The sequence below is a fragment of the Streptomyces sp. NA04227 genome, assembly GCF_013364195.1.
Lineage (GTDB): Bacteria > Actinomycetota > Actinomycetes > Streptomycetales > Streptomycetaceae > Streptomyces.
The window spans coordinates 6074660-6099307 of sequence record NZ_CP054918.1; the positions used below are offsets into that span (position 1 = coordinate 6074660).

The following is a 24648-nucleotide window of genomic DNA, read 5'->3' on the forward strand; positions in this document are numbered from 1 at the left end:
CGCGGTGACGCGCTGAGCAATACGGCGGGCCGGGGTCCCTTCGACGTACGAAGGGCCCCCGGCCCGCCGGGTTACCGCGGTGCTCGGCCGCTCAGCGGTTCGCGCTGGACGGGCCGAAGAACTCGATCTCCGCGATGGCGACCTGCTTGTCGCCGGAGGCCGCGTGGGCCGACTCGACGGTGAAGCGGATCTTGATCACCTTGTCCACGCGGAAGGCGCGCCGCTGGCCGCCCGCACCCTGGTCCAGGGTGAGGGTGCGGGTCGTGGTGTCGCCGTTCACCGTGGTGATCGTCGCCTTGATGCGGTGCGGCAGCGCCGACTCGTTGAGCTTGTCGGCCCGGCCGGAGACGCCCGGGGTGATGATCACGTCGAGCAGCCGGGTCGGCTCGCTGAAGCGGGCCTCCAGCCACTGGCCCCGGCCGGAGTCCGCGACTCCCGGGCCCCACCAGGTGTTGCTGCGCTTGTCGAGGACGAGTTCGGGCTTGTGGCCGCTGAAGGTGCGGGAGGCCGTCATCTTGTCCGGGGAGACCGGGGCGCGCTTGGCGAAGTGGTCGCGGGTGGCCCGGACTCCGTCGGGAACGTAGAGGACGGCGAGGATCGCCAGGGTGACGACGACGGCGAGGGTGATCCAGGTGCCGATGCGGTCGAACACGCGGCGCAGGCGCGGCCGGTCACCTGCCCAGGGCGTCTCGCCCCGGCCGCCGCCGAACAGCCGTCGCCACCAGGGCAGTTGGCGCGCCGGGGCGTCCTCGCGGGTCTCGCCAAGTGGCATCGCGCAGCGCGCGCAGAAGTGACGGTCGGGGCGGTTGGGCGTCGCGCACCAACGGCAGGGCGGGCCCCCGACGGGGCCCGGCTGGTGGGCGGGCCCCCGCACCTGCGGCCGTTCCGCCTCGGGACGGCCGGGCAGTACGGGGGCGACCTGCGGGGGCGGGCCGGGCTGGGCGGAGTTCGGATCGTCGACAGGGACCAGGAGCGAGCGGGCGCGGTCGGCCATGGTGTCGCTGAGGGCGTTGGGCGCGGGCGGAGTTGCCGGGGTGGGGGTGGTTTCCTCCGTGCCCGAGGTACGGGGAGTGTGGGGGGTGGGCGGGGTGTGGGGGGTATGGGCGGCCGAGGCGGGTGTGCTGTCGGTTCGGTGGTAGGGGGTGGGACCGGGAGTGCCCGGTGTCGCGGTGCCGCCGGTCGGCCCGTGGGTGCCGGGGTGTCCCGTGTGTCCGGGGTGGCCGGGCTGTCCCGTGTGTCCGGGGTGGCCAGGCTGTCCATGGTGGCCGGGGTTTCCGGTGCCGCCCGTGCCCGCGGGTCCGGCCGCTCCGTAGGAACTACCGGTCGGGTGTTGCCCGGCGTACCCCGGGGCGCCTGCGGTGCCCGCGGCGCCGGTCGCCGGGGCGGGCTGCCCGGTTCCGACGGCGCCCGCCGCACCGGCCCCGCCCGATGCACCGTCAACACCCTGATATCCGGCGGCACTTGAGGCTGACTGTGCCGCGCTCCCGCCGGGGCCCGTCGCAGGTGCCGACTGGTGCGACTGGTGCGACTGCTGTGCGTGGTGCGGGTGCTGCGACTGGTACGGCTGCTGCGGGTGGGACGTGTACGGGGTTCCCGGATTGCCGTGGGCGGGGCCGGTGGGGGAGGGAGCCGAAGCCGGGCGGGTGTCCTGGCCGTGTGGTGCGGCCGGGCCGCCGGGGCCGGGGCGGGCGGCGGAATCCCCGCCCGGGCTCCCGTCGGCCGAGGAGGCCGAGGACGCCGGTGGCCGCGCGGCGCGGGCGCCGGGCTGGTCCCAGCGGAGTACGGCGCCGCACGCGTCGCAGAAGGACTGGCCCGGTGCCGCGCGGGTTCCGCACTCGGCGCAGTACTGCGTGGTCATTTCTCCGGGGTCCTTTCGGCGGCGGTCACTTGGACGGTGTAGGGCATGTGCGCGGGGCGGGCGGCGGCGACGAGGGTGTCCAGGCGGTGGGCGTCGGCCGGGGTCGGGTCGGGCAGCCGCAGGGCGACGTGCAGGTGTGGGCGGGGCTTGCCGGGAAACGGGCCGAGGGGGCGGGCGTTCCAGGTGGCGCCGCCGCTCTCGGTGATCTCGGGCTCTGCACCGAACGCGAGCCGGATCGCCTCGGACAGGCCGCGCCGGGTGCCGCGTACCCGGTGCAGGCGGGCCGCGGCGGCGACGGCGGCGCGCAGCCGTGGCTCGGGTTCGGTGCCGTCGGTCTCGGCACCGACCCAGGTGGCGAGCCACCGGGCGAAGTCGGCCGGGGTGAGGGCCGGGTCGAAGTAGGTGTCCAGGCAGTCGAGGACGTTCAGGATGGGCGCGAGGACGTCGTCGAGACCGCCGACGAAACGCTGCGCGAGGTCGTCGTCGGCGAAGACGGCCGGGAGCATCGTGCCGAGCGGGAGCGAGGAGCCGAGCCCGTCGACGGAGCCCCGGTACGGAGTCGTCGTCATGCGCCGTCCCCGATCACACGGACGCGGTGGTCGAAGGAGAAGACCAGCGAGGGCGGTTGGAGGTCGATCCGGTCGGTGGGGTCGCCGCGCTTGCCCGTGAGCGGATCGGCGGGGTGCAGCACGACCTCGTCGACGAGTTCGACGCCGGGGACCCGCTGGAGCACGGCGAACAACTCCCCGGTCTGCACCGGCCGTCCGAACGGCCAGCCGCGGCCGTCCGCGCCGCCCGTGAGCGGATCGAGATGGCGGTAGAGGGCGTCGTGTGCCTGGCGGCGCACCCGGTCGGTGTCCACGCCGCGGAACGCGTGCACCGTGGCGACCACGGTGACGCCCTGGTAGTACGGCGGACCGACGGCGAGGCGGGTGCCGATGAGACGGCGTTCGTCGAGGTGACGGGTGATGCGGCCCAGAAGGGCGTCGCCGGGCACCAGTTGCTCGAAGCGGAGCCGTCCGCCGGGATCGGGCACGGCCTGCGGGACGACGAGTACCCGGACCGCGTAGGACCCGTACTCCTCCACCTCGCCCTCCAGGCAGGTGATACGGGCGGTCTCCGGAGCGGCGCGGCGGGCGAGTTCCTCGTAGTCGCGCAGGGTGACGGCGCGCTCCTGGGCGCGGAGCGTGATCGGCGCCCGGAGCTTCGCCTCCTCGACGGTCTCGCCGTCCACACCGCCGCGGGCGGCCTCGCGGTTGACGACCTCGGAGACGTACGGGATGGAGGTGCGCAGCACCTGCACCGCGCCGCGGGCCACATTGCCCGCCCGGCCGCCGCCGGTGCGGTACCGGCGGGCCCGCAGTACGGCGCCCTTGGGGGCGACCTGGCCGTACTGGCGCAGGGTGCCGTCGGGTTCGCGGACGGCGGGGCCGAAGGCGATCTCGCCGGTGGTGGCGTCGAGCGTGAGATGCCGGTCGTCGGGGCCGGAACCCGCGAAGTCCGAGACGACCTGCCAGTCCCGCCAGCCGTCGCCCGCCGAGCTCTGGAGCAGCAGGGGCGGGTCGTCGGCGACGACGGGGGCGTGGGCGAGCCGCAGCCGCTGGCCCGGCAGGCCGGAGGACTCGCCCAGCGCCTCGTCGAGGACCGTCTCCGCGTGCACCGTGGAGGTGGTGCCGCCGATGGTGTACGCCTCCGCCGCGTGGATGGTGGGCGACGTGGTGTAGAAGGGCTGGCCGGACCGGGGCTCGGTGACCCGGCAGCGGATCCAGCCCGCCTCGTGACCGCCGTTGCGGGACAGGACGTGGCCGCCCGGCAGGTGGAGCACGATGTCGCCGGGGCGGTTGAGACCGCCGGTGCCGTCGCGGTCGACCTCGCAGGGCTGCCAGCCGTCCTCGGTCCACGCCTCCCAGACCAGGGGCGGCTGCCGGGGGTCGACGCCGACGCCGTCCACGCGACTGTCGAGTTCGAGGGCCAGGGCACAGTGCGGGGCGGCGGCGGTGAGGCCGATGAGCATGCAGTCACCGGGGCTCGGGGCCTCGCCGAAGCACATCAGGTCCTTGCCCTCGGCGAGGTCCGCGGTGCGGTCCACGACGGCCTGGCCGCGGTGCTGCACCACCAGACGGCCGAGCGCGCACGGCACGACGGTCAGGTCGCGCTCGGTCGCGAAGACGACCGCCTCGTCCCGCTCCGTGCGCACGGTGGCGACCTCGGTGCCGACCGGGACCAGGATCGGCTCCTCCTGCGGTGCGGACAGCCAGAAGGTGACGTCCGTACGGGCGGCGGACGGCGGGAAGAGGGTGATGCCGACCAGGTCGAGGAAGGCGAGGTGGTTCTTCTCCGGGACCCGGTTGAGGCGGTAGACGATCTGGTCGGCCATGTGGGCGACCGTCTCGACGAGGGTCACGCCGGGGTCGGAGACGTTGTGGTCGGTCCACTCCGGGGCGCGTTGCTGGATGTAGCGCTTGGCGTCGTCGACGAACTGCTGGAAGCGGCGGTCGTCGAGGTTGGGCGAGGGCAGGGACATCAGCGGTCGCTTTCGGGGGAGCCCGGACGGTCGGCGGTGCCGTCGGCGTGGCCCGGGTCGCCCGGCCCGTCGGACTCGTCGTGGGAAGGGATGACGTAGAACGGGAAGACGAGACTGCGCGGGTTGTTGGTGCCGCGGATGGAATAGCGGACGTCGATGTAGAGGACGCTCTGGTCGGCGCCCGCGCTGACCTCGACCTCGTGCACCTCGATCCGCGGCTCCCAGCGGTCCAGGCTGACGTACACCTCGTGCTGGATGCGGCCCGCTGTCTCCTCGTTGACCGGGGCGAAGACGAGGTCGTGGATGGCGCAGCCGAACTCGGGCCGCATCGGCCGCTCGCCCGGGGCGGTGGCCAGCACCAGCCGGATGGCCTCCTCCACCTCTCGTTCGCCGCTGACCAGGGCGATGCCGCCGGTGGGTCCGATACGCATCGGGAATGCCCAGCCGGAGCCGACGAACTGCTCGGCCATCAGGGAGCCACCTGCCTTCTTCGGTCGACGAACCCGGCGCGCCGGTACGCTCGCGTGCTCATGCCGGGAGCGGGTACTTCACGGTGTTGACGAAGACGAGACCCATCAGGTCGAGCCGGGCGGCCGTCAGGTTCAACTTCGCCGAGGTGACCTGGAGCAGACCGCCCGCGGTGAGCGTCGCGGCGCCGGTCGCGGTCATGGTCAGGGCGCCCATCGAGTTGAGGCTGACCGCCCCGGCCAGCGACCGGAGATTGACCAGACCCTGTCCTTGCAGGGTGAGCGGCCCGCCGCTGCGGATCGAGACCGACCTGCGCCCGTGCAGCGACAGACTCGTGCCCGCCTCCACCGACACCGAGCGGCTGCCGGTGATGTTGACCGAGCCCTTGCTGTCCACGGTGATCTCGGTCTTGGTGCGGTCGAGGTTGATGGTGAGCTTGTCGTTGCCGCTGGCGATGCGCACCCCTTGTTTGCGCCTGCCGGTCCGCTGGCTGAGCAGGTCGACACGGTTGCCCTGACGGTCCGACAGGGTGTGCCGGGTGGCCTGCTTCTTGAGGCCGTCGTGCAGCGGCACATCACTGACCTTGGTCGGCAGGTCCCGGCCGTTGTACAGCCCGCCGATCACGAACGGGTGGTCGAGCGCCCCCCGGTCGAAGGCGACGAGCACCTCGTCGCCGACGTCCATCGGGAAGACTCCGCCGCCGCCCTTGCCGCCGAGTTGCACGCTGCGCGCCCAGTCGCTGACGTAGGCGTCGTCCAGCCACGGGAACTGGAGCTTGACCCTGCCCTGCTTGAGCGGGTCCTGTACGTCGGTGACGACGGCGTTGGCGACGCTGGGCAGCCGGGCCGCGCTGCCGCTGTCGGAGCCGCCGCCCGAGGCGAGCCCGTACAGGGAGCGCCACTGGCGCCCGCTGACGGTGATCCAGGACTCGTAGTGCTGTCCGTCACCGAAGACATGGCGTACGGAGGTGACGGTGTACTTCCCCTCGAACGGCTTGCCCACGTCGGCCAGGGCGACCGGGACCCCGGGCCGCAGCTCGGGGTTGCCGCGTACGGCGACCTCCAGTTCGGCGAAGGAGGAGGTGACGTCGGCGGCGAGAGCCTTGGCGGCGTGCCGGACCTCGTCCTGCTTGTCGTGGGGGGAGCCGGTCTCGACGAGCTTGGCGGGCTTGAACTTGCTGCCCGCCGCGCCGGGGGTGAGGCCGATGGAGATACCCGGGTCGGTGGTGGCCGGCGCGATCTCGGTGATCTTCTTCTTGGTGGTGACGTTCCAGCCGCGCGACTCGACCTTGCCGACCTGGTCGGCGGCGGTGACCGCGGCCCGCAGCCGCAGGATGTCGTGACCGGCCTGGAGCACGAAGGCGCTCTGGTCGCCGTCCGTACGCGGAGAGGGCGCCCCGGCCGACGGCTTCGGCGTGACGAACCTGAACTTCCCCTTGGCATCGAGGGACATGACCATGTTGTTCTCGTCCGCGAGCCGGGACAGGAAGTCCCAGTCGGTGACATTGGACTGGCTGATGAACTCGTACGTGCCCTTCGTCGGCTGGATCCGGCCGACGGGCACCCCGTCCATACCGACGAGCTTGCGGGCGATGTCGGAGGCTTTCTGATTGCGGTACGCGGCCACCCGGCGCTGACGCAGCAGGCGGTGCCCGTAGTCGTAGCCGCGGATGACGGTGAAGCTTCCGGTGCCGTCGTAGTCGGCCTCCATGCCGGTGACCTCGCCGGTCAGCAGCGGTTTGCCGACACCCTGGCCGTCGGCCACCGGTGTGAGGACCACCTTGGTGCCGAACTGCACGTTCAGGTCGCCGAGCAGCGTGCGGTAGGGGTCCCGGAACGTCAGCCGGAACGCCGCGGGCACCCCGGCGCCCTGGTCGACCCAGCCCTCGGTGAGCATCGGGGCGATGTCGTCGGGCAGTTTCGCGCCACCGATGGTGACCTGCATGATGCTGGAGTACGAGGTCTGCACCATCAGCGGGACACCTCTTCCGCGGCGGGCAGCACGAGTTCGGCTCCGGCCGGCAGCCGTGACGGGTCGTCGATGCCGTTGGCCTCGGCGATGGTGCGCCAGGCGGTGGCGCTGCCGTACTCGCGCCAGGCCAGCGACTGCAACGAGTCGCCCGCGACGACCCGGTGGACCCGTTGAGCCGTGAGCGCCCCGGAGGTCGGGTTCTGGCCCTTGGTCTTGCCGGGGATCTCCACCAGGTGCACCTGGCAGGTGGCGCGGATGGGAATGCCGGTGGTGCCGAAGAGGGTGTACGTCGCCTCGATGGAACTGACGTACGCGGTGAACCGGGCCGTGGAGAACGACCCCCACTGGAAGACCACCCACGGCGGTGACGGCTTCTTGGCGGCGATGCTCTTGGCGGTCACCTTGCAGCAGCCGAGCAGCGAATCCACCTTCTTCAGCACCGTGTTGCCGTTCGGCTTGGTGGACGAGTCCAGAAAGATCTCCACGGTCATCTCCCTCGGCTCGGCGCCCAGGAACTCCGGTTTCGAGCCGTCCCGTACGGCCGCGGTCGGGGTGGCCTTCCACTGGGTGCGCTGACTGAGCGAGAGCTGCGCCGGGTTGAACTCGAAACCGAAGGTCCGCATGAGCGCCCCGGGTCGGTTGCTCTTGCCGACCGGGGGCTCGTGGATGGCGAGGTTGGCGCGTACCAGGCTCTTGCCGGCGCCTCCGCTGTTCTTGGCCATGGGTCTTCCTTTCTGCTGCGCGGGCGCCGTCAGTCCGTGAATCCGTGGTGGGCGATCTCCAGGACCTCCGTGGCCACGGCCGGGCTCGCCGGGTCGAGGGTGGGGCCCTGCCAGCTGACGGGCAGCACGTCGATCAGTCCCCACCGGGCCACCAGCGACCCGTCGGCGCGCAGGGCCGAGATCTGGGCGGTGGGCCGCTTGATCCCCGTCTGGACCGACGAGATCCACTTGGCGACCTTCGCGGTGTCCGGGGTGAGCGGCCGGGTCAGCCGGATGGTGGAGAAGGTGACCCGGGTCGGCAGCGCCCACACGAAGCCGTTGTTGCCGCCCTCCTGCCGGTGCTCGATCTCCACCTGCGAGGACAGCCCTTGGCACCCGTTGAAGTGGCCGAGGCTTTCGCCGTCGATGGTGAGCGTGAACCAGATCGTGGAGCCCGGATCCTGGCGGGGCATCGTGGGTGGGCCTTTCTCTCGGGCGGACGGTGGGCGGCGTGGGCGGCCGGTCAGTTGCGGGGATCGCGGAGTCTGCCGATCCGTTCGCGGTCCATCCGCAGTTCGGTACGGACCAGGCGCGTGACGCGGCCGATGATCCGGTGCACCAGCTCGTCGAGCTGGAAGTCGGTGAGCTCGCGCGGGTCGAACCCGCCGGCGGGGACTGCCGTGTAGGCCGGCGGGGGGTCGGCGGCGGGAGTCGGCGTGGACGACGGCGCGCTGTCGCCGGGCGGGGTCGCGCTGTGGGGCGGGGTCGCGCTGTACGTCGGAGGTGGGCCGGCAGGGGGCGCCGAGTCGCCCGGCGGGGTCGGCCGGTGCGACGAGGAGGGCTGGAACAAGTGGCCCAGGGAGGCGGACACGGTGGCCGAGGTGAAGGCGGCCAGCGCACCGACGGCCCCGCCCGGGGCACGCTGCACCGTCGGCCCGGCGGCGCCGAGGACGCCGTCGGCGGGGGGCGCTATCGGCGTGGTGACCTGCGGGAGCGGGCGGTGCGGTGCGGGAGGCGGCGGGGCCAAAGGCGCGACGGGCAGCGGACTTTGGGCGGCGGCACCGGATGGGGCTGATGGACGCAGGGGTACGGCCCTGGCGGGGGCGCGTTGGATTGGGGTGTCGGGTGGGGTGGGGGCCGAGGGAGGGGGAGGAGGCGTCCCCGGGGTCGGCGCGGGCACGGGCACAGGCGTGGGCGCGGATGCAGGTGGGGCCGCGGGGAGTGCCGGGTGGGTGAAGTCCGGTGCTGGAAGCGGTGGTTGGGGGATGTTCGGTGCTGTGGCCCGTTGGACTGGTCCGGTTGGTGGCGGGGGTGTGGGGGCGCTGGGGCGGGGGGAGTGGAGGGCCTGTGTCTGTGACGGCGCCTGCGCCTGTGCGGGTTCTGATGCCGCCCCTGTCCGTGCGGGCGCCGGTGTGGCGAGTGGCGTCGCGTCGGTGGGTGTGGCCGTGAGGGGGGTGCCGAGGGAGGAACGGAGTCGGTCGGCGGGCCGGGGCGCCGGGGCGGGGGCGGTGCGGTGTCCCGACGAGGTGGGTTCGGGTGCGACGAGTGGGCGCACGGTGGTCGGCTTGGACGTGGGGGCACCGAGGCCCGGCCGGGGTTGGGCGCTGCGTTGGACGGGCTGGGGTGGCGTGGTGCCGGGCTGGGTGGGTTGGGGCGTGGTGTTGCGCTGGGCGGGCCGGGGCGTGGTGCCGGGCTTGACCGGGTGGGCGGTGGCGGGGTCGGCGGAGTGGCTCGGGGCGGGCGTTTCCGTCACCGGTCGGTGAGTTGAGCCGGTGGACGGTTCGACGGCACCCGTAGCCGCTGCGACCGGATCGGGGAGTGCATGCCGGGCCGGTGCCGGGGTCGACGGTGCCGAGGGCGACGGGGCCGAGGCGGAAGAGGCCGAGGCGTCGCGGTGGGCGGCGGATGTCGGGGGGACGCCAGGTGGGGTCGGCCGACGCGTGGAGCGTTGCGCCGGGGGTGTCGTCGTGCGCGGGGGCACGGCAGCGGTGCCGGTGGACGGATGTGGTGGCGCCGGATCGGCGGGGCGCGGGGTGTGGGGGGCCGGTGAGGGCGGCGGCGTCTCTTGACGGGCGGGGATCGCCGCTTCCCTTTGGACGGAAGGAGTCGCGTGTGGCGCGTCGACGGGGCGGCCGGGGAGGACGGGTCGCTTCGCCGAGGGAGGTGTGGAGGGCGGCTGGGCTCCGGTCGCGTGGCCGGGGAGGGTTCCCTTGCCCGCGGAGTGGTCGGCCGACGGCCTGCCACTACTGGTATGCCTTGACGCCGCTTCGGCGGGACGTGAGGACTTTCCGGTGGGCTGCGACGACGGTGAAGTGCCCTTGTCGCGGCCGGAGTTCGACGTTGGGGCGTGCCGGGACACGGCTCGCTGGACCGGCGGGGGCGTGCTGCCGGGTGCCGCGCCGGTCAGGGGGGCGTCCGTGCCGCGTGTGGGTCGAGTGCCGGGCGTGGGCCCGGCGTCGCGGTCGGCGGCACGCGTTGCGGGGGCTGCGGCTGGACGGTCGTCGCGTGCGGGTGTGGCTCGCTGTACAGGCGTCTCTGCCGGTGTGCCGTTGCCGGGTGCTGGGGTGGTGCGCTGGTTCTGCGGGGTGGGGCCGGGCTGGGGCGCTCGCTGTACCGGGGCGGCGGGTGGCGTGGTGGTGCTGGGTGCGCTCGCGGCCTGGGTGCTGGACGAACCGACCTGCGGGGCCGGGGAGTTGAGTGGGGAGTTGGGCGGGTTGGTGTGCCCGGCCGGGGAGTTGGGTGAGTTGGTGCGCCCAGCCGGGGAGACCGGCGCGGCGGCGTCGGGACGCGGCGTCGAGCGGCGCGTAGGTGTGGACGCAGACGCAGACGCAGACGCAGACGCAGACGCAGACGCGGACTTAGACGTGGACGCGGATTGATGCGCCTGTGCCGCCCGGTGACCCGGTATGCCGGTCGGTGAGGTGTCGGCCGTTGAGGTGGGCGCAGATGCCCGGTCACCGGGCGGACTCGCTCCGAGCGCGGTACGGGCGGGCGACGGGCCGGATGCCCCTCGGTCACCGTCGCCGGACGAGGGTGCCGTGCCCGAGGAGTCCGGCGCAGTCTCGGAGGTCCTGCGGGCTGCGGGCAGGACGGGTCGCGGCACGGCCGTCGACCTGGACGGTGCCCTGGTCAACGAGTGCCGCACAGCGGGGGGTTGGGGCGGTACGGGGGTGGCCTGGACGCCGTGGCTCGGTGCGCTCACCGGCGCCGGGGACGACGCCGCCCCCGTGGCGCGTGACCGCTGGACCGGCGCCGGGGCATCACCCGTCGCCACGTGCGGACCGGTGGCAGCCGACCGTGTCCGCGCATGCCCAGCGGGAGCCGTACGCCCCGCAGGTACCGCACGCTCGAAAGGAGCCGTACGCCCCGAGGAAGCCCCATGCCCCGAGGCCGCACGCCCGGACGGAACCGCACCCCCCGCAGATATTGCACGCCCCGCAGGAACCGCACCCCCCGCAGGACCCGCCGCCGACTCGGTCCCCCCGGCTATCGCCCGCAGCGGCGCCACCGGCAGCCGCTGCGCCGCCGGTTCGCCGTGAGGAGCCGCCAACGGCAGCCGGTGCGCGGAACGTTCGAGCCCCGTGACCGGACGCGCCGACTCGGTCAGCGCGTCCGGGAGCAGGGTGCCACCGACGGCCGGGTTCAGGACCGCGGGGGACGGTGCCCTCGTGAACGACGGGTTCTGCCAGGTCGGCAGCCGTCCGCCGAACCCGGCGTCCGCGACGCCCGGGCGTCCGTCACCGCTCGCTCGTTGGATCGGCGGCAGCCCCGTCCAACCGGCGACCGCCACCGGAGCGGACGGGGACGGGGACGGGGACGGGGACGCGGACGGAGGCACGGCCGACGTCCCGTCCGAAGCCGTCTCCGCCGAAGCCGTCTCCGCCGAGCCCGCCCCGCTCTCGCCCGCGCCGTTGCCGCCCCGACGCCCCCGCAGCCGGTCCAGGAATCCCACCGCTCAGCCCTCCGCCGCGCCGCGCGTCACGAGGGACGCGATCTGGTCCGTGTACCGGCGGCGGTCCTGGTGCTCCAGGTCCAGGATCGCGTCCAGGCTCCAGTGGAAGTGGTAGGCGACGTACGCGATCTCCTGGTGCAGCCGGTCGGTCGCGTACGTCACGATTCCCCCAGGCGGCTCCCGCCGAGTTCCACCTCGAACGGCTGCGAACAGTGCGGGCACTGAACGGCCGCGCGGGTGTGGCCCTCCGCGTTGATCTGGCGGTAGAAGTCCTGGAGGAACGCCAGGTCGGAGGCGAACATGTTCTCCACGATCCCGTCGTGCACCATCGTCAGCGTGCCGAGCCGGGTGATCACCCGGCCGAGCAGCACGACCGACAGGTACGCCGGGTTCTCCTGCACCCGTACGTCGCGCAGCGGGACCAGTTCGTCCCGGGCCGTCGACAGGCGCATCACACCGTCGCGGTGCACGGTGCCCGACTCGTCGACGTACCCGCGCGGGAGCTCGAAGGGGAACTCCGTGCGCAACTGCTGCCTCGGTGCCGTGTCGGCCGGTGCCTCGGCGGAGACGGTGGCCGGAGCGGAACGGGGGAGATCCGCTCCGGCCGCCGGGTTCTGGGGGTCCCGGTGCGCCGCGGTGGGCGCCCCGACAGCCGAACGCCGCACTACTCGATGACCAGTTCTTCGAACACGATGGTGACGGTCTCGGTCAGGGCCGCCGCCTCGCCCGCCTTCACGGTGCTCGTGTCGATCTTGCTGCACCAGGCGTTGCGCAGGTTGTAGCGCTTCACCGGGTTGTCCTGGAAGTCCATCACGATGATGGACGCGTTCTTGCGGGCCGTGCTCATCTGGCCCCGGATCGAGTCGTTGATCCACTGGGTGAACGACGTCGACTGGGTCATACCGCGCACGACGGTGCACTGGCCGTTCTTCTGCACGCCCGGCAGCAGGGCGACTTCGGCCTTGCCCTGCGCGCTGTTCTGCTGGTAGGTGATGACGTCCTGTTCGAGGGTGAGGCCGCTGACCTCGGCGAGGTACTCGACCATCACCCCGTCGATCTGGAGGCCGAAATTGTGTGAGGTGAGGGCGTCACCCGGCTGGAGACTCATGTGTTCGCTGTCCTTCTAGAAAGGGGAGGGGCGCGGGGAGGCGTACGGGGACCGAGGCACGACGGGTGCCCCCGCCTACTCCTCCAACTCCCCGCTGCCGCTGGAGAACTGGGCCAGCCGGAAGATCACGAACTCGGCGGGCTTGACCGGCGCGATGCCGATCTCGCAGATGACCCGGCCGAGGTCGACCGACTCCGGCGGGTTGGTCTCCTCGTCGCACTTGACGTAGTACGCCTGCTCGGGGCTCTGCCCGAAGAGGGCGCCGCCGCGCCACTCGTTGACCAGGAACGCCGAGATGTTGCGCCGGATGCGGGCCCAGAGGTTGTGGTCGTTCGGCTCGAACACCACCCACTGGGTGCCGATCAGGATCGACTCCTCCAGGTAGTTGAAGTACCGGCGGATGTTCAGGTAGCGCCAGGCCGGATCGGAGGACAGGGTGCGGGCGCCCCAGATGCGGATGCCGCGGCCGGGGAAGGCGCGGATGCAGTTGACCCCGATCGGGTTGAGCAGGTCCTGCTCGCCGCGGGTGATCTGGAGTTCGAGATCGACGGCGCCGCGTACGACCTCGTTGGCCGGGGCCTTGTGCACGCCGCGCTCGGAGTCGTTGCGGGCCCAGATCCCGGCCACATGGCCGCTCGGCGGGATCAGCCGGGACTGCCCGGACGCCGGGTCGAAGGTCTTGATCCAGGGGTAGTACAGGGCCGCGTACTTGGAGTCGTAGCCGGCCGTCTCCTGGCGCCAGACGTGAATCTGACGGGCGTTCAGGCCGGGCGGCGGGTCGATGACGGCGACCCGGTCGCCCATCAGCTCGCAGTGGGCGATGAGTCCGAGCTGGACGGCCTTGACGGCTTCCAGGTCGATCGCGCCGCGCTGGTAGGCGGCCATCAGGTCGGGCACCGCGACCATGGAGATCTCGTCGACGGCCTCCAGGCCGCCGAAGCCGGTGCGGTCCGCGGAGTCGCCGAGGTACTGGGCCGGGCCGGGGTGCGCGCTCTCGCCCTTGGCGGCCGGAGCCGGGGCCGGAGCGGCGGGCGGCGCGGGCAGCGCCACGGTCTGGTTCTCCGGGCGTGCCAGTTGTGCGGCGGGCGCGGCCTCGGTCACCGTGATGAGCCTGGAGCGCTCCTTGACCTGGCTGACGACATAGGCGCGGCTGCCCTTCTTGGCGCTCACGTCGAAGGCCTCGACCGGCTTGTCGCCGTCCTTGACGATCAGCTTGAAGCGCTCGGCCGCTCCCTCGCCCTCGGGGTCGGCGACCTCGACGGACAGCGTGCCCTGTGCGCCGGGGGCGAGGGCCGCCACGGCGAAGGTGCCGAGCTGCCGGGGCTCGGCGGCGGGCAGCGCGGCCTGGGCGGGAGTGCCGCGCACCGCGCCGGTGGCGGCGGCCGGGCCCGATCCGCCCGCGGCGGCGTCCTCGGCGCTGCCGCCGACCCGGACGACGTACGCCGCGCTGCCGCCGTTGTTGAAGAAGCCGTAGACGGAGTGCGCCAGGTAGTACCCGTCGGTGAAGTCACCGAAGGCCGCGACGTACTGGGACCAGTTGGTCACCAGCGTGGGCTCGTTCAGTGGGCCGGTCGGCGAGAGCCCGACGAAGGCCGCGACCGAGGTGCCCACCCCCTCGATCGGGCGTGAGCCGCTGGCCACCTCCTCGACGTAGACGCCGGGCGACAGGTAGGACGGCATGCTCTGCTCTCCTCGAGTACGAGACAGGATGCCTGTCAGCTTCACGCGCGCGCGGCCCGCTCCGAAACGTCCTCCGGTGCCTGAGTGGGGGCACGGTCGTTGCCCCGGGCCGTGCCCCCAGGGGCAGTTCACGGTGTTCCGCGGTGGGCAGGAACCCCGGACCGGGGCTCCGCCCGGGCCGGTCACGGGCCCCCGGCCGGGTCCGGCTGCCCCCGGATCTGCCCTCGCGTACCTGTCGGCGGCCCGGGTGCCCCGGTAAGGCTGGTGGGTCAACTGGCCGACGGCGAAGGGAGTATCGTGCGCGCGCACGGAACGCGGGGCCGACGCTCCGACGAGCGGGAGGCAGCGGGCCGCGTGGCGCTGCCGAGCATGCCGGTCCAACGGATGCTCAACCTTCAGGGCGCGGCGGGGAACGCGGCTGTGGCCCGGGCCGTCGAGGAGGAGCGGCACGAACACGGCCCCGGGTGCGGGCACGGGAGTGTCGAGGACACCGCCCCGGCAGGGCAGCGCGGTCTCCTGGACGCCGCCATGGCCACCGAGAGCCGCCCGCTTCCCGGCGCGTTCCTCGCCAGGGCGCGGTCGTTCTACCAGAACGACAACCTCTCCGCGGGCCGCGTGCACGACAATCCGACGGCCCAGCGCGCGACCGAGGCGATGGGCGCCCGGGCCATGACGGTCGGCACCCACATCTTCCTCGGCCCGTCCGCCGTCGGCGACACCGAGACCCTGGCCCATGAGGCCGGTCACCTCGACAAGAACCTCAGGGGCATCCGCGAGACCGGCAACGACAACGGGGCCGGCGTCACGGTGACCGACCCCGGGCAGGCGTCCGAGCGGGCGGCGCAGGCGGACGGTGCCGCCTTCGTGGCGGGCGCCGCCACCGCCCCGTCCGTGGTCGCCCAGCGCGCGGTCACCGAGCCTGCGGGCCACGAGGGGGCGGCCGTTCAGCGCAGCACGGACGCCCCGGGCGAGGCCACGGTGCAGCGGGCTCCGGCCGCCGCCGCGACCGAGGCGGGGCCGGTCGAGATCACCCACCCGCAGATCAAGCTGCTCACCCCGAGGCCGGGGCGGCTGTACCGCGGTGACAGCCGGCCCCCGGAGCAGGTGATGGGGGACGGGGGCTTCACGTCCCAGGGGACGAACTACGACAAGCTCATCAAGCACCTGCTCGGCCGCATCACCGACAACGACGGATCGGGCTGGATCAGCACCAGCAGCGACGAGGAGATCGCCAAGACCTTCGCCTCCCCGCCGAGCCGTTCCGAGCTGAATCCGGGGCGGCCCGCGAGTCTTCTGCCGCCCCGCCGGGAGGTGAAGCCCACCCGCGTCTCCACCGGCTGGGTGTACGAGATCAAGCCGACCGGCAACATCGTCGCCTTCGACGACCACGCGGAGAAGGAGACCGAGACCCGGCAGACGAAGTGGACGAAGGAATGGGGCGCCATTCGCAAGATCAACGCGGCCAACATCGAACGGGCCGTCAAGTACCAGGCGACGTACCAGGCCGACAAACACGGTGCCCCCAGCAACCGCCTGTCGATCGAGGCGATCGACACCTGGGAGAACCCCGACTTCGACGCGGGTGATCAGGGCTATGACCCGTACAAGGACCCAGAGTCGGGCTGGAGCGACGACAAGAACATCATCGACCGGACCAACGTCAGGTGAGGCGAGGAGTCGGGGATGAGCCGGGGACGAGCCGGGGAGGAGGGCAGCGTCGGTGCCCCTGCGGACAGGAACTCTGCCCCGGCGGCTCCTGACGCGTGCGGCGGCGCTGCCTAGCGTCGCCGTGTGAGCCTTTGGACTTCCCTCGAGCCCGCGTCCACCACCGTCGATCCGGGCGGCAGTACGTTCGTACGCCTGCGCGTGCGCAATACCGGCGACGTGGTGGACGAGTACCGTTTCGAGCCCGTCGGGGACACGGCGCCCTGGACGACGGTGGAGCCGCAGGTCCTGCGGTTGTATCCGGGCACGACGGGGACCGTGGAGCTGACGTTCGCCCCGCCACGGACTTCGGACGCGGTCGCGGGACCCCATCCCTACGCGGTGCGGATCACGCCGACGGAACACCCCGAGGCGGTGACGGTTCCGGAGGGGAACCTGACCATCACGGCGTTCACCGAGGTGCGGGCCGAACTGGTGCCGCCGACGGTGAAGGGCAGGTTCCGGGGGCGGCCGCGCCTCGCGGTGGACAACCTCGGCAACACGAAGGTCACCGCGTCGCTCGCGGGCAGTGACACGGGGGACCACCTGACGTACGAGATCCGTCCGGGGAACGTGCAGATCGAACCGGGGCGTGCGGCGTTCGTGGACACGACGCTGCGGCCGCGGCAGGTCATCTGGTTCGGGGCGAAGGAGGAGCGGCCCTACACGCTGGCCGTGCGCCGGTCGGGGGCCGAGCCCCTGGAGGTGGAGGGCACGTACGTACAGCGCGGCTTCCTGCCCCGCTGGCTCGCGACCTTCTTCGGGTTCGCCCTCGCCCTGACCATCGCCTTCGTGATGATCTGGATCTCCTACAAACCCCAGGTCCGCAGCAGCGCGACGGAGCAGACCGAAGAGGCCGGGCGCGAGATCAAGCCCACCCCCAGCGCGAGCCCCTCACTCGCGCCCCCGCCTCCGCCCGAGCCCGAGAAGCCCGAGCCCGAGAAGCCGGAAGGCGGCGGGGGCGGTGACGAGAAGCCGAAGGAGAAGTCCGTGGTGCCCGCGGAGAACGTCGTGCTCCGCAACACCACCACCAAGCTCTGCGCCGAACTGCCGGGCTTCGACAAGGGCGAGATCAACGGGCCCGTCCAGCAGAGCGTCTGCGACGAGACCGACAAGGACAACCAGCTCTGGAACCTCGAGGTGAAGTACCCGAAGCTGGGCCCCGGCGGGACGGCGCTCTTCCAGATCCGCAACGTCAAGGACGAGTTCTGCATGGACCTCGGGGAGTACGACGGCCGCCCCGCGGGGACCAAGATCGCCGAGTTCACCTGTGACGGCACCACCGCCGACAACCAGCTCTGGTGGATCGAGAAGCAGGAGAGCGGCGACTACTGGATCCGCAACTACGCCAGCAACAACAAGTGCCTGGGCGTCGAGGGCAAGAGCGACGGCGTGGTCAACACACCGCTGAACATCGCCGAGTGCGCCAACAGCGACGACCACGAGTGGAAGATCATCCGGACGAAGAAGGACTGACGGCACCGGGGCCGGACGAAGAGAAGGACGGGCAGGCACTCAAGAGGGCCTGAAAACCGGGGACTTGGCACCGAGCCGAGTCCCCGGTGCCGTATCCGCCCGCCACTCGCGTCCGCTGTGGCGACCGGTCACCAGCTGCCCTCGCCCGGCACCAGCCGCCCCGCCTTGCGGTACTCGCGGCGGGCGCCCTCCAACAGGTCGGCTGCGCTCACCGTGCCCCCGCGTCCGGCGGCGAGATAGGCGGCGGTGACCACCGCGCTGCGGATCGACCCGCCGGCCAGTTCGAAGTCCCTGGCCAGCGGGGCCGGATCGAGGTCCGCCGCGGACGGGACGTGCGCCAGGCCGTGCCGCCACAGCGCGAGCCGCTGCCCGGCGTCCGGGAACGGGAAGTCGACCACCAGGTCGAGCCGCCGGGTGAACGCCTCGTCGATGTTGGCGCGCAGGTTGGTGGTGAGCAGGGCGATGCCGTCGAAGGACTCAAGGCGCTGGAGCAGATAGGCGCTCTCCATGTTGGCGTACTTGTCGTGCGCGTCCTTGACCTCGGAGCGCTTGCCGAAGACGGCGTCGGCCTCGTCGAAGAGGAGCACGGCGTCGGTACGGTCGGCCTCGGTGAAGACGCGTTCCAGGTTCTTCTCGGTCTCGCCGACGTACTTGTCCACGATCGACGACAACTGGACGACGTAGAGGTCGAGTCCCAGGTCCGCCGCGACCACCTCCGCCGACAAGGTCTTGCCGGTGCCCGACTCCCCGGCGAACAGGCCGAGTACGCCCCGCCCGCGCCCACCGCCCGCGCTGAGCCGCCAGTCGCCGAGGACCCGGTCACGATGGCGGGCGCGCAGGGCGAGTTCGTGCAGCTGCGCGAGCGGAGCGTCGGGCAGGACCAGGTCCCCCCAGTCCACGGCCGGCCGGATACGCCGGGCATGGCTCTCCAGGCCGGAGGCCGACTGGCGGCGGGCGGCGAGCCGGACGTGCGCGGCGGTCACCGGGCCGCCGTCGAAGGCGGCGAGGGCGCGCGCGGCGTGAGCGGCCCGCCGGATCCGGTCGCCACCGAGTCGGTACGGGGCGACGGTCGCGCCGAGGTCAAAGCCCTCGGCGTCCGCGCCGAGCGCGGCCCGCCAGGCGGTCGTCCCGCCCGCCCCGCGCCCCGGCGCGTCCAGTACCAGCGGGTCCTGCGGCGACCAGTGCGGATCGTACGGGCGAGAGTCCGTGAGGAGCACGGTCACGTCCCGCGCCCCGGTCAACTCCCTCACCAGCGCGGCCGGTTGGTCCGGCAGTCCCGGCACCACGACGGCCCGGCCGCTCAGGCGCGCCTCGCGCAGCAACTCGGGGACGTGGTCCCCCGGGTCCGGACAGTGCAGCGCGTCGACACCCGCGCCGCGCAGGGCGCCGCAGAACGCGGCCAGCCCGTCGCCCTCGCGCTGTTCGCGCAGATAGACGGTGAGCGGGCCGTTGTTCAGGCGGGCGGCGAGGCGGTGCGTGAAGTCCTCGGTGGCGAGGTCGGCGGGCAGCGGATCGGGCATCGGCCGCAGCCGGTCCAGGAGTGCGGGGTCCGGTGTGTCGTCGCCCAGGAGATGGCCGGTCAGCCGGTCGGGGACACGCAACGCACGGGCCAGGAAGGGGCGTTCGGGTTCTTCGACCTCCAGCAGTCCGAGGGCACGCAGCGGTGCCGAGGCGTGCAGGCGGGTGCGGGCCGCCGCCGAGTACGCGGGCAGCGCGCACAGGTCCAGGGCGAGGCCGGTGGTGGCGCGGCGGCGGCTCACGTCGTCGTTGAGGTAGCCGTACAGCGGCTCGAAGGTCCGGTCGACATCGGGGGCCAGGGCGATGAGCAGGACGGCGACGTCCCACTCGGTAAGCCCCATCCGCCCGGCCAGTGACGACAACCGGTCGGCGGGCCACGGGACTTGGCCTACCGCGGGGCCGGGTCCGGGGCGTGATCCGGTGCCGTCGTCGTCCGCGCCGAAGGACCAGGTGCGCAGCACGTGGCCCACCGCGTCCTTGGACAGGTACAGGCCGCGCAACGGGTCGTCGGCCGTGGGGTCGTCGGCGGCGCGGGACTCGACCAGCGCGGTGACCCGCTCCCGCAGGACGGCGAGCCGGCCGAGCAACTCCCGCTCGGGGGAGTCGTACGGGCGCTCGGGGCTGTCGTACGGGCCGGGCGGTGGGGCGTCGTGGTCGTGGTGGGGTCCGCCGGGCGACGGGGCGTCGCCGTCGTGGTGGGGTCCGCCGGTGATCGAGGCCGGCTGGTAGTGGCCCCCGTCGTGGCCCCCGTCGTGACCTCCGACTTGGCCCCCGTGACCGTAGGACGTCGCTGCGCAGGGCGCCGCGTACGGGGTGGTCATCGCGGGTCCGTGCGGCGGGAGTTGGGCACCGTCCGCTCGCGGGTGGCGTGCTCCTTGCGCGCGGCGCGGGCGGCCGCGACCTGGTGGGGGCGGTGGGAGCGCTCGGTGGGCTCCGCCTCGCCGTCCCGGTCGCGCACCCGGACCGTCGCGCCCTCGGTGACCGGGGGACCGGCGTCGTACTCCGGGAAGGCCGGGAACGGCGCGGTCACCACCAGGTCCAGGGACGGCTTCAGCTCGCCGCCGAGGGCGGACCAGATCTCGGCCAGCGAGCGGGACTCGGTCTGGGTGCCCGCCACTGTGAGGGGCATCGAAAGCCCCAACGCCCCGAGGAGGCCGGGGAGTTCGTCCGGCGGGAGCAGCTCACGGGGCAACAGGGTCGCGAGCGCGGCGGAGAGCAGGCGGTGTTCGTCCTGCGGGGTCTTCGTCCAGGCCGTCACCAGGTACGAGAGCCGGAACCAGCGTGGCGGCCTTCGGCGGCGCACCACGATGTCCCGCTCGTCAAGGACGGGCAGGTGGCCGCGCTGGCGCATCGCCACGTCCTCGCGGATGTCGTACAAGTAGGCGTTGATCACGGGGGCGTTGCGCCGGGCCGCCCAGTCACGGGTGGGTGCCTCGAAGGACACCTCGACGCCCGAGCCCGTCAACGCCCCGCTGCCCAGGAGGCTCTTGAGGACCTCGTCCACCTCGTGGATCACAACTCGCGCTCCCGCTCCGTCTGTTACACCCGGCGTGCCGTCCGGCCTCTGCACCCGGCGTGCCGTCCGGGCCTCGATCGTGCCCCGGGCGCCGCTCGGCCCGCAGGCGCGTCGGGGACGGTGGCGGGGCAGGCTGCCTTGCCCGCGAAGTCCCAGCGCGCCGCCTTCGGTTGCCCGTTCGGTCAGAGATAGCCTTCCCGAAGTGCATAGGCCACCGCGTGCGCGCGATTGCGCAGGTGAAGGCGTGTGGTGAGTCCGTGCATGACGTTCTTGACGGTCCGTTCGGAGTAGGACAGCTTGCTCGCGATCTCCCCGGTGTCGAGCCCTTCGGCCACCAGCCGCAGGACATCCACCTCACGGGGTGTCAGACCCAGCGAGGGGGCGCCGGGGCCGCTCGTCCCGCCGCGGTGCAGCGTGCCCACCTGGCTGATGAGCCTGCCGATCAGGTCGGCGGGCAGGTCGCCGTCGCCCCGGGAGGCGGCCAGCACCGCCTGCACCAGCCGGTGCGCGGTGGCCTCGTGGCGCCAGACGATGGTTCCGACGCCACACTCGACGATGTCGAGCAGTTCGCTCTCCCTGATCGCGCCGACCACGAGCACGGCCCGCGCGCCCTCGCTGCGCACGATCCGGCGCAGCCGGGTCAGGGCGGCCTCGTCCAGCGCGTCCTCGATCAGGAGGGCCACCGAACCGGGGCCGGACTCCTCGCGCAGCTCGATCTCCGGGCGGCGGCGCAACTGGCTGATCGCACCCTCGCGGCTTATCGGGTCCGGGGCGGACACGGCCACCGGGACCCGGGCAGCGGTGGCACCGGCGGTCGGTTCGGTGCCGAGGGCTGAAGTGGTGGTGGTCCGGGGCGAGTTGAGCAAGCGCTTCCCCCTGTTCACGAGCGCGCCGTCCGGCACGCTCCGGCAGCGACTGGGCACGCTCCACACTTCTGCGGCACCTGGAGTCACGCAATCGTGGAGCACCACGACGCACACCACGAGACCAGTGCGGACCCGACCACGAACGGGCCGTCGGTGTGGACGTATGCGCTGGTCAGGGCGGTTCGGTGGCCGGGTGTGCGCACCGTGGTGCCGCTCGCGCACCGCAGTGAGCCTTGCCACAACCACGGCCGCGCACCGCAACCACGGCGCCACGGGCACGGTCGGGCCCATGGGGGCGCACTCACCCCAGGGCCACCTCGCACCACCGTCGTCCGGGTGCGCGGGGGGCGCCTGCCGGACCGGCACCACTATCCACAGGAGGCACCGATGACCGGACCGCTCCGTGAACGCGACGACGTCCAGGCCCTGTTCACGGCCGAGACCGAGCGCGCCCGGACCGGCACCGGCGGCCTCGTCCTGCTGCGCGGCGCCACCGGCACCGGCCGCACCTTCGCGCTGGAGTCGGCCGCGCGCCACGCGGCGGACCGCGGCCTGCGCGTGCTGCGGGTGCGCTGCTCGCCCGAGGACACCGGGGTGCCCTTCGCCACGGTCCATCAACTCCTGGCCCCGGTAACGGAGTTCACCGACCTGACACCGGTGGCCGACGACCGCCGCAGCGCGGCCCGGCTGTGGCGGCTGCTGCACCGGTTCGCGGCCGAAGAGCCGCTGCTCGTGGCCGTGGACGACGTCCACCTCGCCGATGAACCCTCGCGCAGCTGGCTGCGCGAGGCGGCCCGGCGGATCGACCGATTACCGGTGCTGCTCGTGGTCACCGAGCGCAGCCAGTACGACATCGATCCCCGGCCCGAAGGACTCACCCAGGCTCTGTCGCCCTCCCTGGTACGCACCCACACCCTCGCCCCGCTCGGCGATACGGCGGCGGCCGCGCTGGTCCGCTCCGTCTTTCCCGGTGCCACGGACGGCTGGACCGAGGAGTGTGTACGGGCCGGGGCCGGCAGCCGACTGCTGCTGCACGCCCTGCTCGGCGATCTGGGCGGCACCCCGCCACCGGACGGCCTCGTACCCGAGGCGACCGCGCCCCTGCCGGACACCTGTGCCGCGCTCTATCCCGGGAGCTACCCGGCGGCCGTCGCCTGGTGGCTGCACAGCGCCGGGCCCGAGACGTCCGACGTGGCCCGCTGCCTCGCGGCCCTGGAACAGGCGTGGCCGGGCACGAACCCCGCCCCGGCGCGGCCCGCGGAGAAGGGGCATGCCCCCACCCGGGGAAGTGCGGCGCAGGCGGACGCCGGTGACCCGGTCGACCTGCTCGCCGAGGCGGCCGGGGCCGATCCCGACCGGGTCGCCGGGTGGCTCGCCGCCATGACGCGGCTCGGGCTGCTGCGCCCCGACGCCGCCGGACGTCCCCGCTACGCGCATCCGCTGCTGCGCGACGCCGTGCTCACCGGCTGGCCCCGGCCGCGCCGGGAGGCGGCGCACCGGTCGGCCGCGCAGGCCATGATGCGCAGGGGCTACCGGGCCGAGACGGTCGCCCGGCACTTGCTGCGGACACCGGCGGTCGGCCTGCCCTGGGCGCTGCGCGTACTGCGCGACGCGGCCCTGGTCGCCGTGCACGAGGCCCGGCCCGAAACCGCCGTCGGCCTTCTGCGCCGGGCGCTTGACGAACCGTTGTCCGACGACCTGCGTCAGGAACTGCTGACCGAACTGGGCTCCCTGGAGTACGCGGAGGCCGACACCCCGACGGCCATCGCGCGCCTGGCGGAGGCGCAGCGCCTGCCGACCGACCCCCGCAACCGGGTACGTACGGCTGTCGCCCTCGGCACCGCCCTGGCGGACCGCGGCGAGATCCGTACGGCCATGGAGGTGCTGCGCCGCACGGAGGACCAGCTCTCCGGCCACCCGGGCCTGGCCCGCACCGTGCAGACCGCCGGCGCGCTGCTTTCCGACCAGGACCTGGCGACCCGTCAAGAGGTGTACCGGTGGCTGCGCGAGACCGGCGAACACTCCCCGGAACTCATCGGCACGGCCGGACAGGCCCTGCTCGTGCGCTATGCCGCGACCGCCGCGCTGATGTCGGCCGACGAGGCGATGAGCCGCGTACGGGCCCTGCTCGCGCAGCCCACCGACCCGCTCTCCGAACCCTTCCTGCTGGGCACGGCCGCCGCGGTCGCCCAGTGGGCCGACGAACTCGACGAGGCGGACCGGCTGGTGGAACGCGGCCTGGCCGGACAGCACCCCGCCCTGCTGCACCCGATGCGCAACGCCCTCGTCAACACCCGTGCCGACATCGCGGCGTCCCGCGGCGACCACGCCCGCCTGCTCGCCGCGCACCCCGGTATCGAGGCGGTGGGCTACCGCACCCGGCCCACCAACCTGGACGCACATGCCCTGCTCGCGCTCGTCCACACCGACCGCACCGACGAGGCCCAGCGCTTCGCCGACAGCTTCGACCTGCGCGAGGCGCCGGAGAACTGGGAGCTGAACCGCTTCCTGTACGCGCGGGGCGTGCTGCGCGCCGCCACCGGCGATCCGGCGGGCGCGCTGCACGACTTCCTGGAGTGCGGACGCCGCCAGAGCGCCCGCGACGTGATCAGCCCGGTCGTCACCCCGTGGCGGACGGCGATCGCCGAGTGCAGGCTGGCCCTGGGCGACGGCGAGAAGGCGCTGGCCCTGGCGACGGAGGAACTGCGGCTCGCCGAGGTGTGGAACACCCCGCGCACGGTGGGCCGTGCGCTGCGCGTGCTCAGCCTCGCCACCGGCGGGCGGCGCGGCCTTGAGCTGGCCGAGGAGGCTGTACGCACCCTGCGCGCGGCGCCCGTCGACACCGACCTTGAGCTGGTCCCGGCACTGCTCGCCCAGGGCGATCAGCTCAGCGCCGTCGGCGAACGCGGCCGCGCCCGCGAATGCCTGCGCGAGGCGGCACAGCTGGCCGAACACCGGGGCGCGAGGCGGCTGCTCACGCTGGCCAGGCAGGCCCTGCACGACAACGGCGTCCGGGGCGCGGTGACCGTGGGCACCGGCCCCGCGGCGCTGACCGGCAGCGAGCGCCGTATCGCCAGGCTCGCCGCCGAAGGCCGGACGAACACCGAGATCGCCGGGCTGCTCCACCTGGCCCGCCGCACCGTGGAGACCCATCTGACCAGTACGTACCGGAAGTTACGGATACGCCGCAGGACCGAGCTGCCCGGCGCACTGGCCCGAACCGGCCCGCTGAACGCCTGCCCGGCCGCTCCGGACTGAGCAGCCGGGGGTGCAGGAGCGCCTCGGCTGCCAGACCGACTCCTGCCC

18 protein-coding genes are annotated in these 24648 nt (G+C 73.2%); 3 read left to right on the forward strand and 15 right to left on the reverse strand.

The genetic code is table 11. The annotated features are described in order from the left end of the window. Nucleotides 1–91: 91 nt before the first annotated feature. From HUT18_RS25865 to HUT18_RS25920, 12 genes are all read right to left on the reverse strand, one after another. On the reverse strand, nucleotides 92–1858 hold the full coding sequence (locus HUT18_RS25865; protein ID WP_176096602.1) for a zinc ribbon domain-containing protein: 1767 nt from the start codon (nucleotides 1856–1858) through the stop codon (nucleotides 92–94). Continuing rightward, nucleotides 1855–2427, reverse strand: a complete 573-nt coding sequence (locus tag HUT18_RS25870) for a phage tail protein (RefSeq protein WP_176102940.1) — start codon at nucleotides 2425–2427, stop codon at nucleotides 1855–1857. The genes HUT18_RS25865 and HUT18_RS25870 overlap by 4 nt, the downstream gene beginning before the upstream one ends. Continuing rightward, nucleotides 2424–4382, reverse strand: coding sequence for a putative baseplate assembly protein (locus tag HUT18_RS25875; protein ID WP_176102941.1), 1959 nt, complete (start codon nucleotides 4380–4382; stop codon nucleotides 2424–2426). The genes HUT18_RS25870 and HUT18_RS25875 overlap by 4 nt, the downstream gene beginning before the upstream one ends. Further along, nucleotides 4382–4852: a GPW/gp25 family protein gene (locus HUT18_RS25880; protein ID WP_176102942.1), complete on the reverse strand. Its 471-nt coding sequence runs from the start codon at nucleotides 4850–4852 to the stop codon at nucleotides 4382–4384. The genes HUT18_RS25875 and HUT18_RS25880 overlap by 1 nt, the downstream gene beginning before the upstream one ends. A 58-nt stretch (nucleotides 4853–4910) precedes the next feature. Then, nucleotides 4911–6821, reverse strand: coding sequence for a VgrG-related protein (locus HUT18_RS25885; RefSeq protein WP_176102943.1), 1911 nt, complete (start codon nucleotides 6819–6821; stop codon nucleotides 4911–4913). Then, entirely contained in the window at nucleotides 6821–7543 is a 723-nt protein-coding gene (locus HUT18_RS25890; RefSeq protein ID WP_176102944.1) for a LysM peptidoglycan-binding domain-containing protein, read from the reverse strand. Before HUT18_RS25890 ends, HUT18_RS25885 begins: the two co-directional genes overlap by 1 nt. A 29-nt stretch (nucleotides 7544–7572) precedes the next feature. Then, nucleotides 7573–7995, reverse strand: coding sequence for a phage tail protein (locus tag HUT18_RS25895; protein WP_176102945.1), 423 nt, complete (start codon nucleotides 7993–7995; stop codon nucleotides 7573–7575). Nucleotides 7996–8045: 50 nt separating this feature from the next. Beyond that, nucleotides 8046–8549 carry an extensin gene (locus tag HUT18_RS33970; protein WP_254878813.1) on the reverse strand — a complete coding sequence of 168 codons (504 nt, stop codon included), beginning with the start codon at nucleotides 8547–8549 and terminating at the stop codon, nucleotides 8046–8048. Between the two features lie 2928 nt (nucleotides 8550–11477). Further along, nucleotides 11478–11636, reverse strand: a complete 159-nt coding sequence (locus HUT18_RS25905) for a DUF6760 family protein (protein WP_176102946.1) — start codon at nucleotides 11634–11636, stop codon at nucleotides 11478–11480. Then, on the reverse strand, nucleotides 11633–12139 hold the full coding sequence (locus tag HUT18_RS25910) for a hypothetical protein (RefSeq protein ID WP_176102947.1): 507 nt from the start codon (nucleotides 12137–12139) through the stop codon (nucleotides 11633–11635). Before HUT18_RS25910 ends, HUT18_RS25905 begins: the two co-directional genes overlap by 4 nt. Next, nucleotides 12139–12582, reverse strand: coding sequence for a phage tail protein (locus HUT18_RS25915; RefSeq protein WP_176102948.1), 444 nt, complete (start codon nucleotides 12580–12582; stop codon nucleotides 12139–12141). Before HUT18_RS25915 ends, HUT18_RS25910 begins: the two co-directional genes overlap by 1 nt. A 75-nt stretch (nucleotides 12583–12657) precedes the next feature. Then, nucleotides 12658–14262, reverse strand: coding sequence for a phage tail sheath subtilisin-like domain-containing protein (locus HUT18_RS25920; protein ID WP_176102949.1), 1605 nt, complete (start codon nucleotides 14260–14262; stop codon nucleotides 12658–12660). 297 nt (nucleotides 14263–14559) lie between these two features. Between HUT18_RS25920 and HUT18_RS25925 the strand changes: the two genes are divergently transcribed. Continuing rightward, nucleotides 14560–15930 carry a DUF4157 domain-containing protein gene (locus HUT18_RS25925; protein WP_254878814.1) on the forward strand — a complete coding sequence of 457 codons (1371 nt, stop codon included), beginning with the start codon at nucleotides 14560–14562 and terminating at the stop codon, nucleotides 15928–15930. A 123-nt stretch (nucleotides 15931–16053) separates the two neighbouring features. Further along, on the forward strand, nucleotides 16054–17442 hold the full coding sequence (locus HUT18_RS25930) for an RICIN domain-containing protein (protein WP_176102950.1): 1389 nt from the start codon (nucleotides 16054–16056) through the stop codon (nucleotides 17440–17442). 128 nt (nucleotides 17443–17570) lie between these two features. Here HUT18_RS25930 and HUT18_RS25935 read toward each other — a convergent pair whose 3' ends face one another. The 3 genes from HUT18_RS25935 to HUT18_RS25945 form a co-directional block, all read right to left on the reverse strand. Continuing rightward, nucleotides 17571–19781 (reverse strand): ATP-binding protein, encoded by a 2211-nt coding sequence (locus HUT18_RS25935; protein ID WP_254878815.1) that lies wholly within the window; start codon nucleotides 19779–19781, stop codon nucleotides 17571–17573. Then, nucleotides 19778–20476, reverse strand: coding sequence for a DUF4255 domain-containing protein (locus HUT18_RS25940; protein ID WP_176102951.1), 699 nt, complete (start codon nucleotides 20474–20476; stop codon nucleotides 19778–19780). The genes HUT18_RS25935 and HUT18_RS25940 overlap by 4 nt, the downstream gene beginning before the upstream one ends. 182 nt (nucleotides 20477–20658) lie before the next feature. Next, a complete protein-coding gene (locus HUT18_RS25945) occupies nucleotides 20659–21261 on the reverse strand; it encodes a response regulator transcription factor (RefSeq protein WP_176104811.1) in 603 nt (200 codons plus the stop codon). Nucleotides 21262–21729: 468 nt separating this feature from the next. Here HUT18_RS25945 and HUT18_RS25950 point away from each other — a divergent pair, with 468 nt between their 5' ends. After that, nucleotides 21730–24600 carry an AAA family ATPase gene (locus HUT18_RS25950; RefSeq protein ID WP_176102952.1) on the forward strand — a complete coding sequence of 957 codons (2871 nt, stop codon included), beginning with the start codon at nucleotides 21730–21732 and terminating at the stop codon, nucleotides 24598–24600. Nucleotides 24601–24648: the final 48 nt, after the last annotated feature.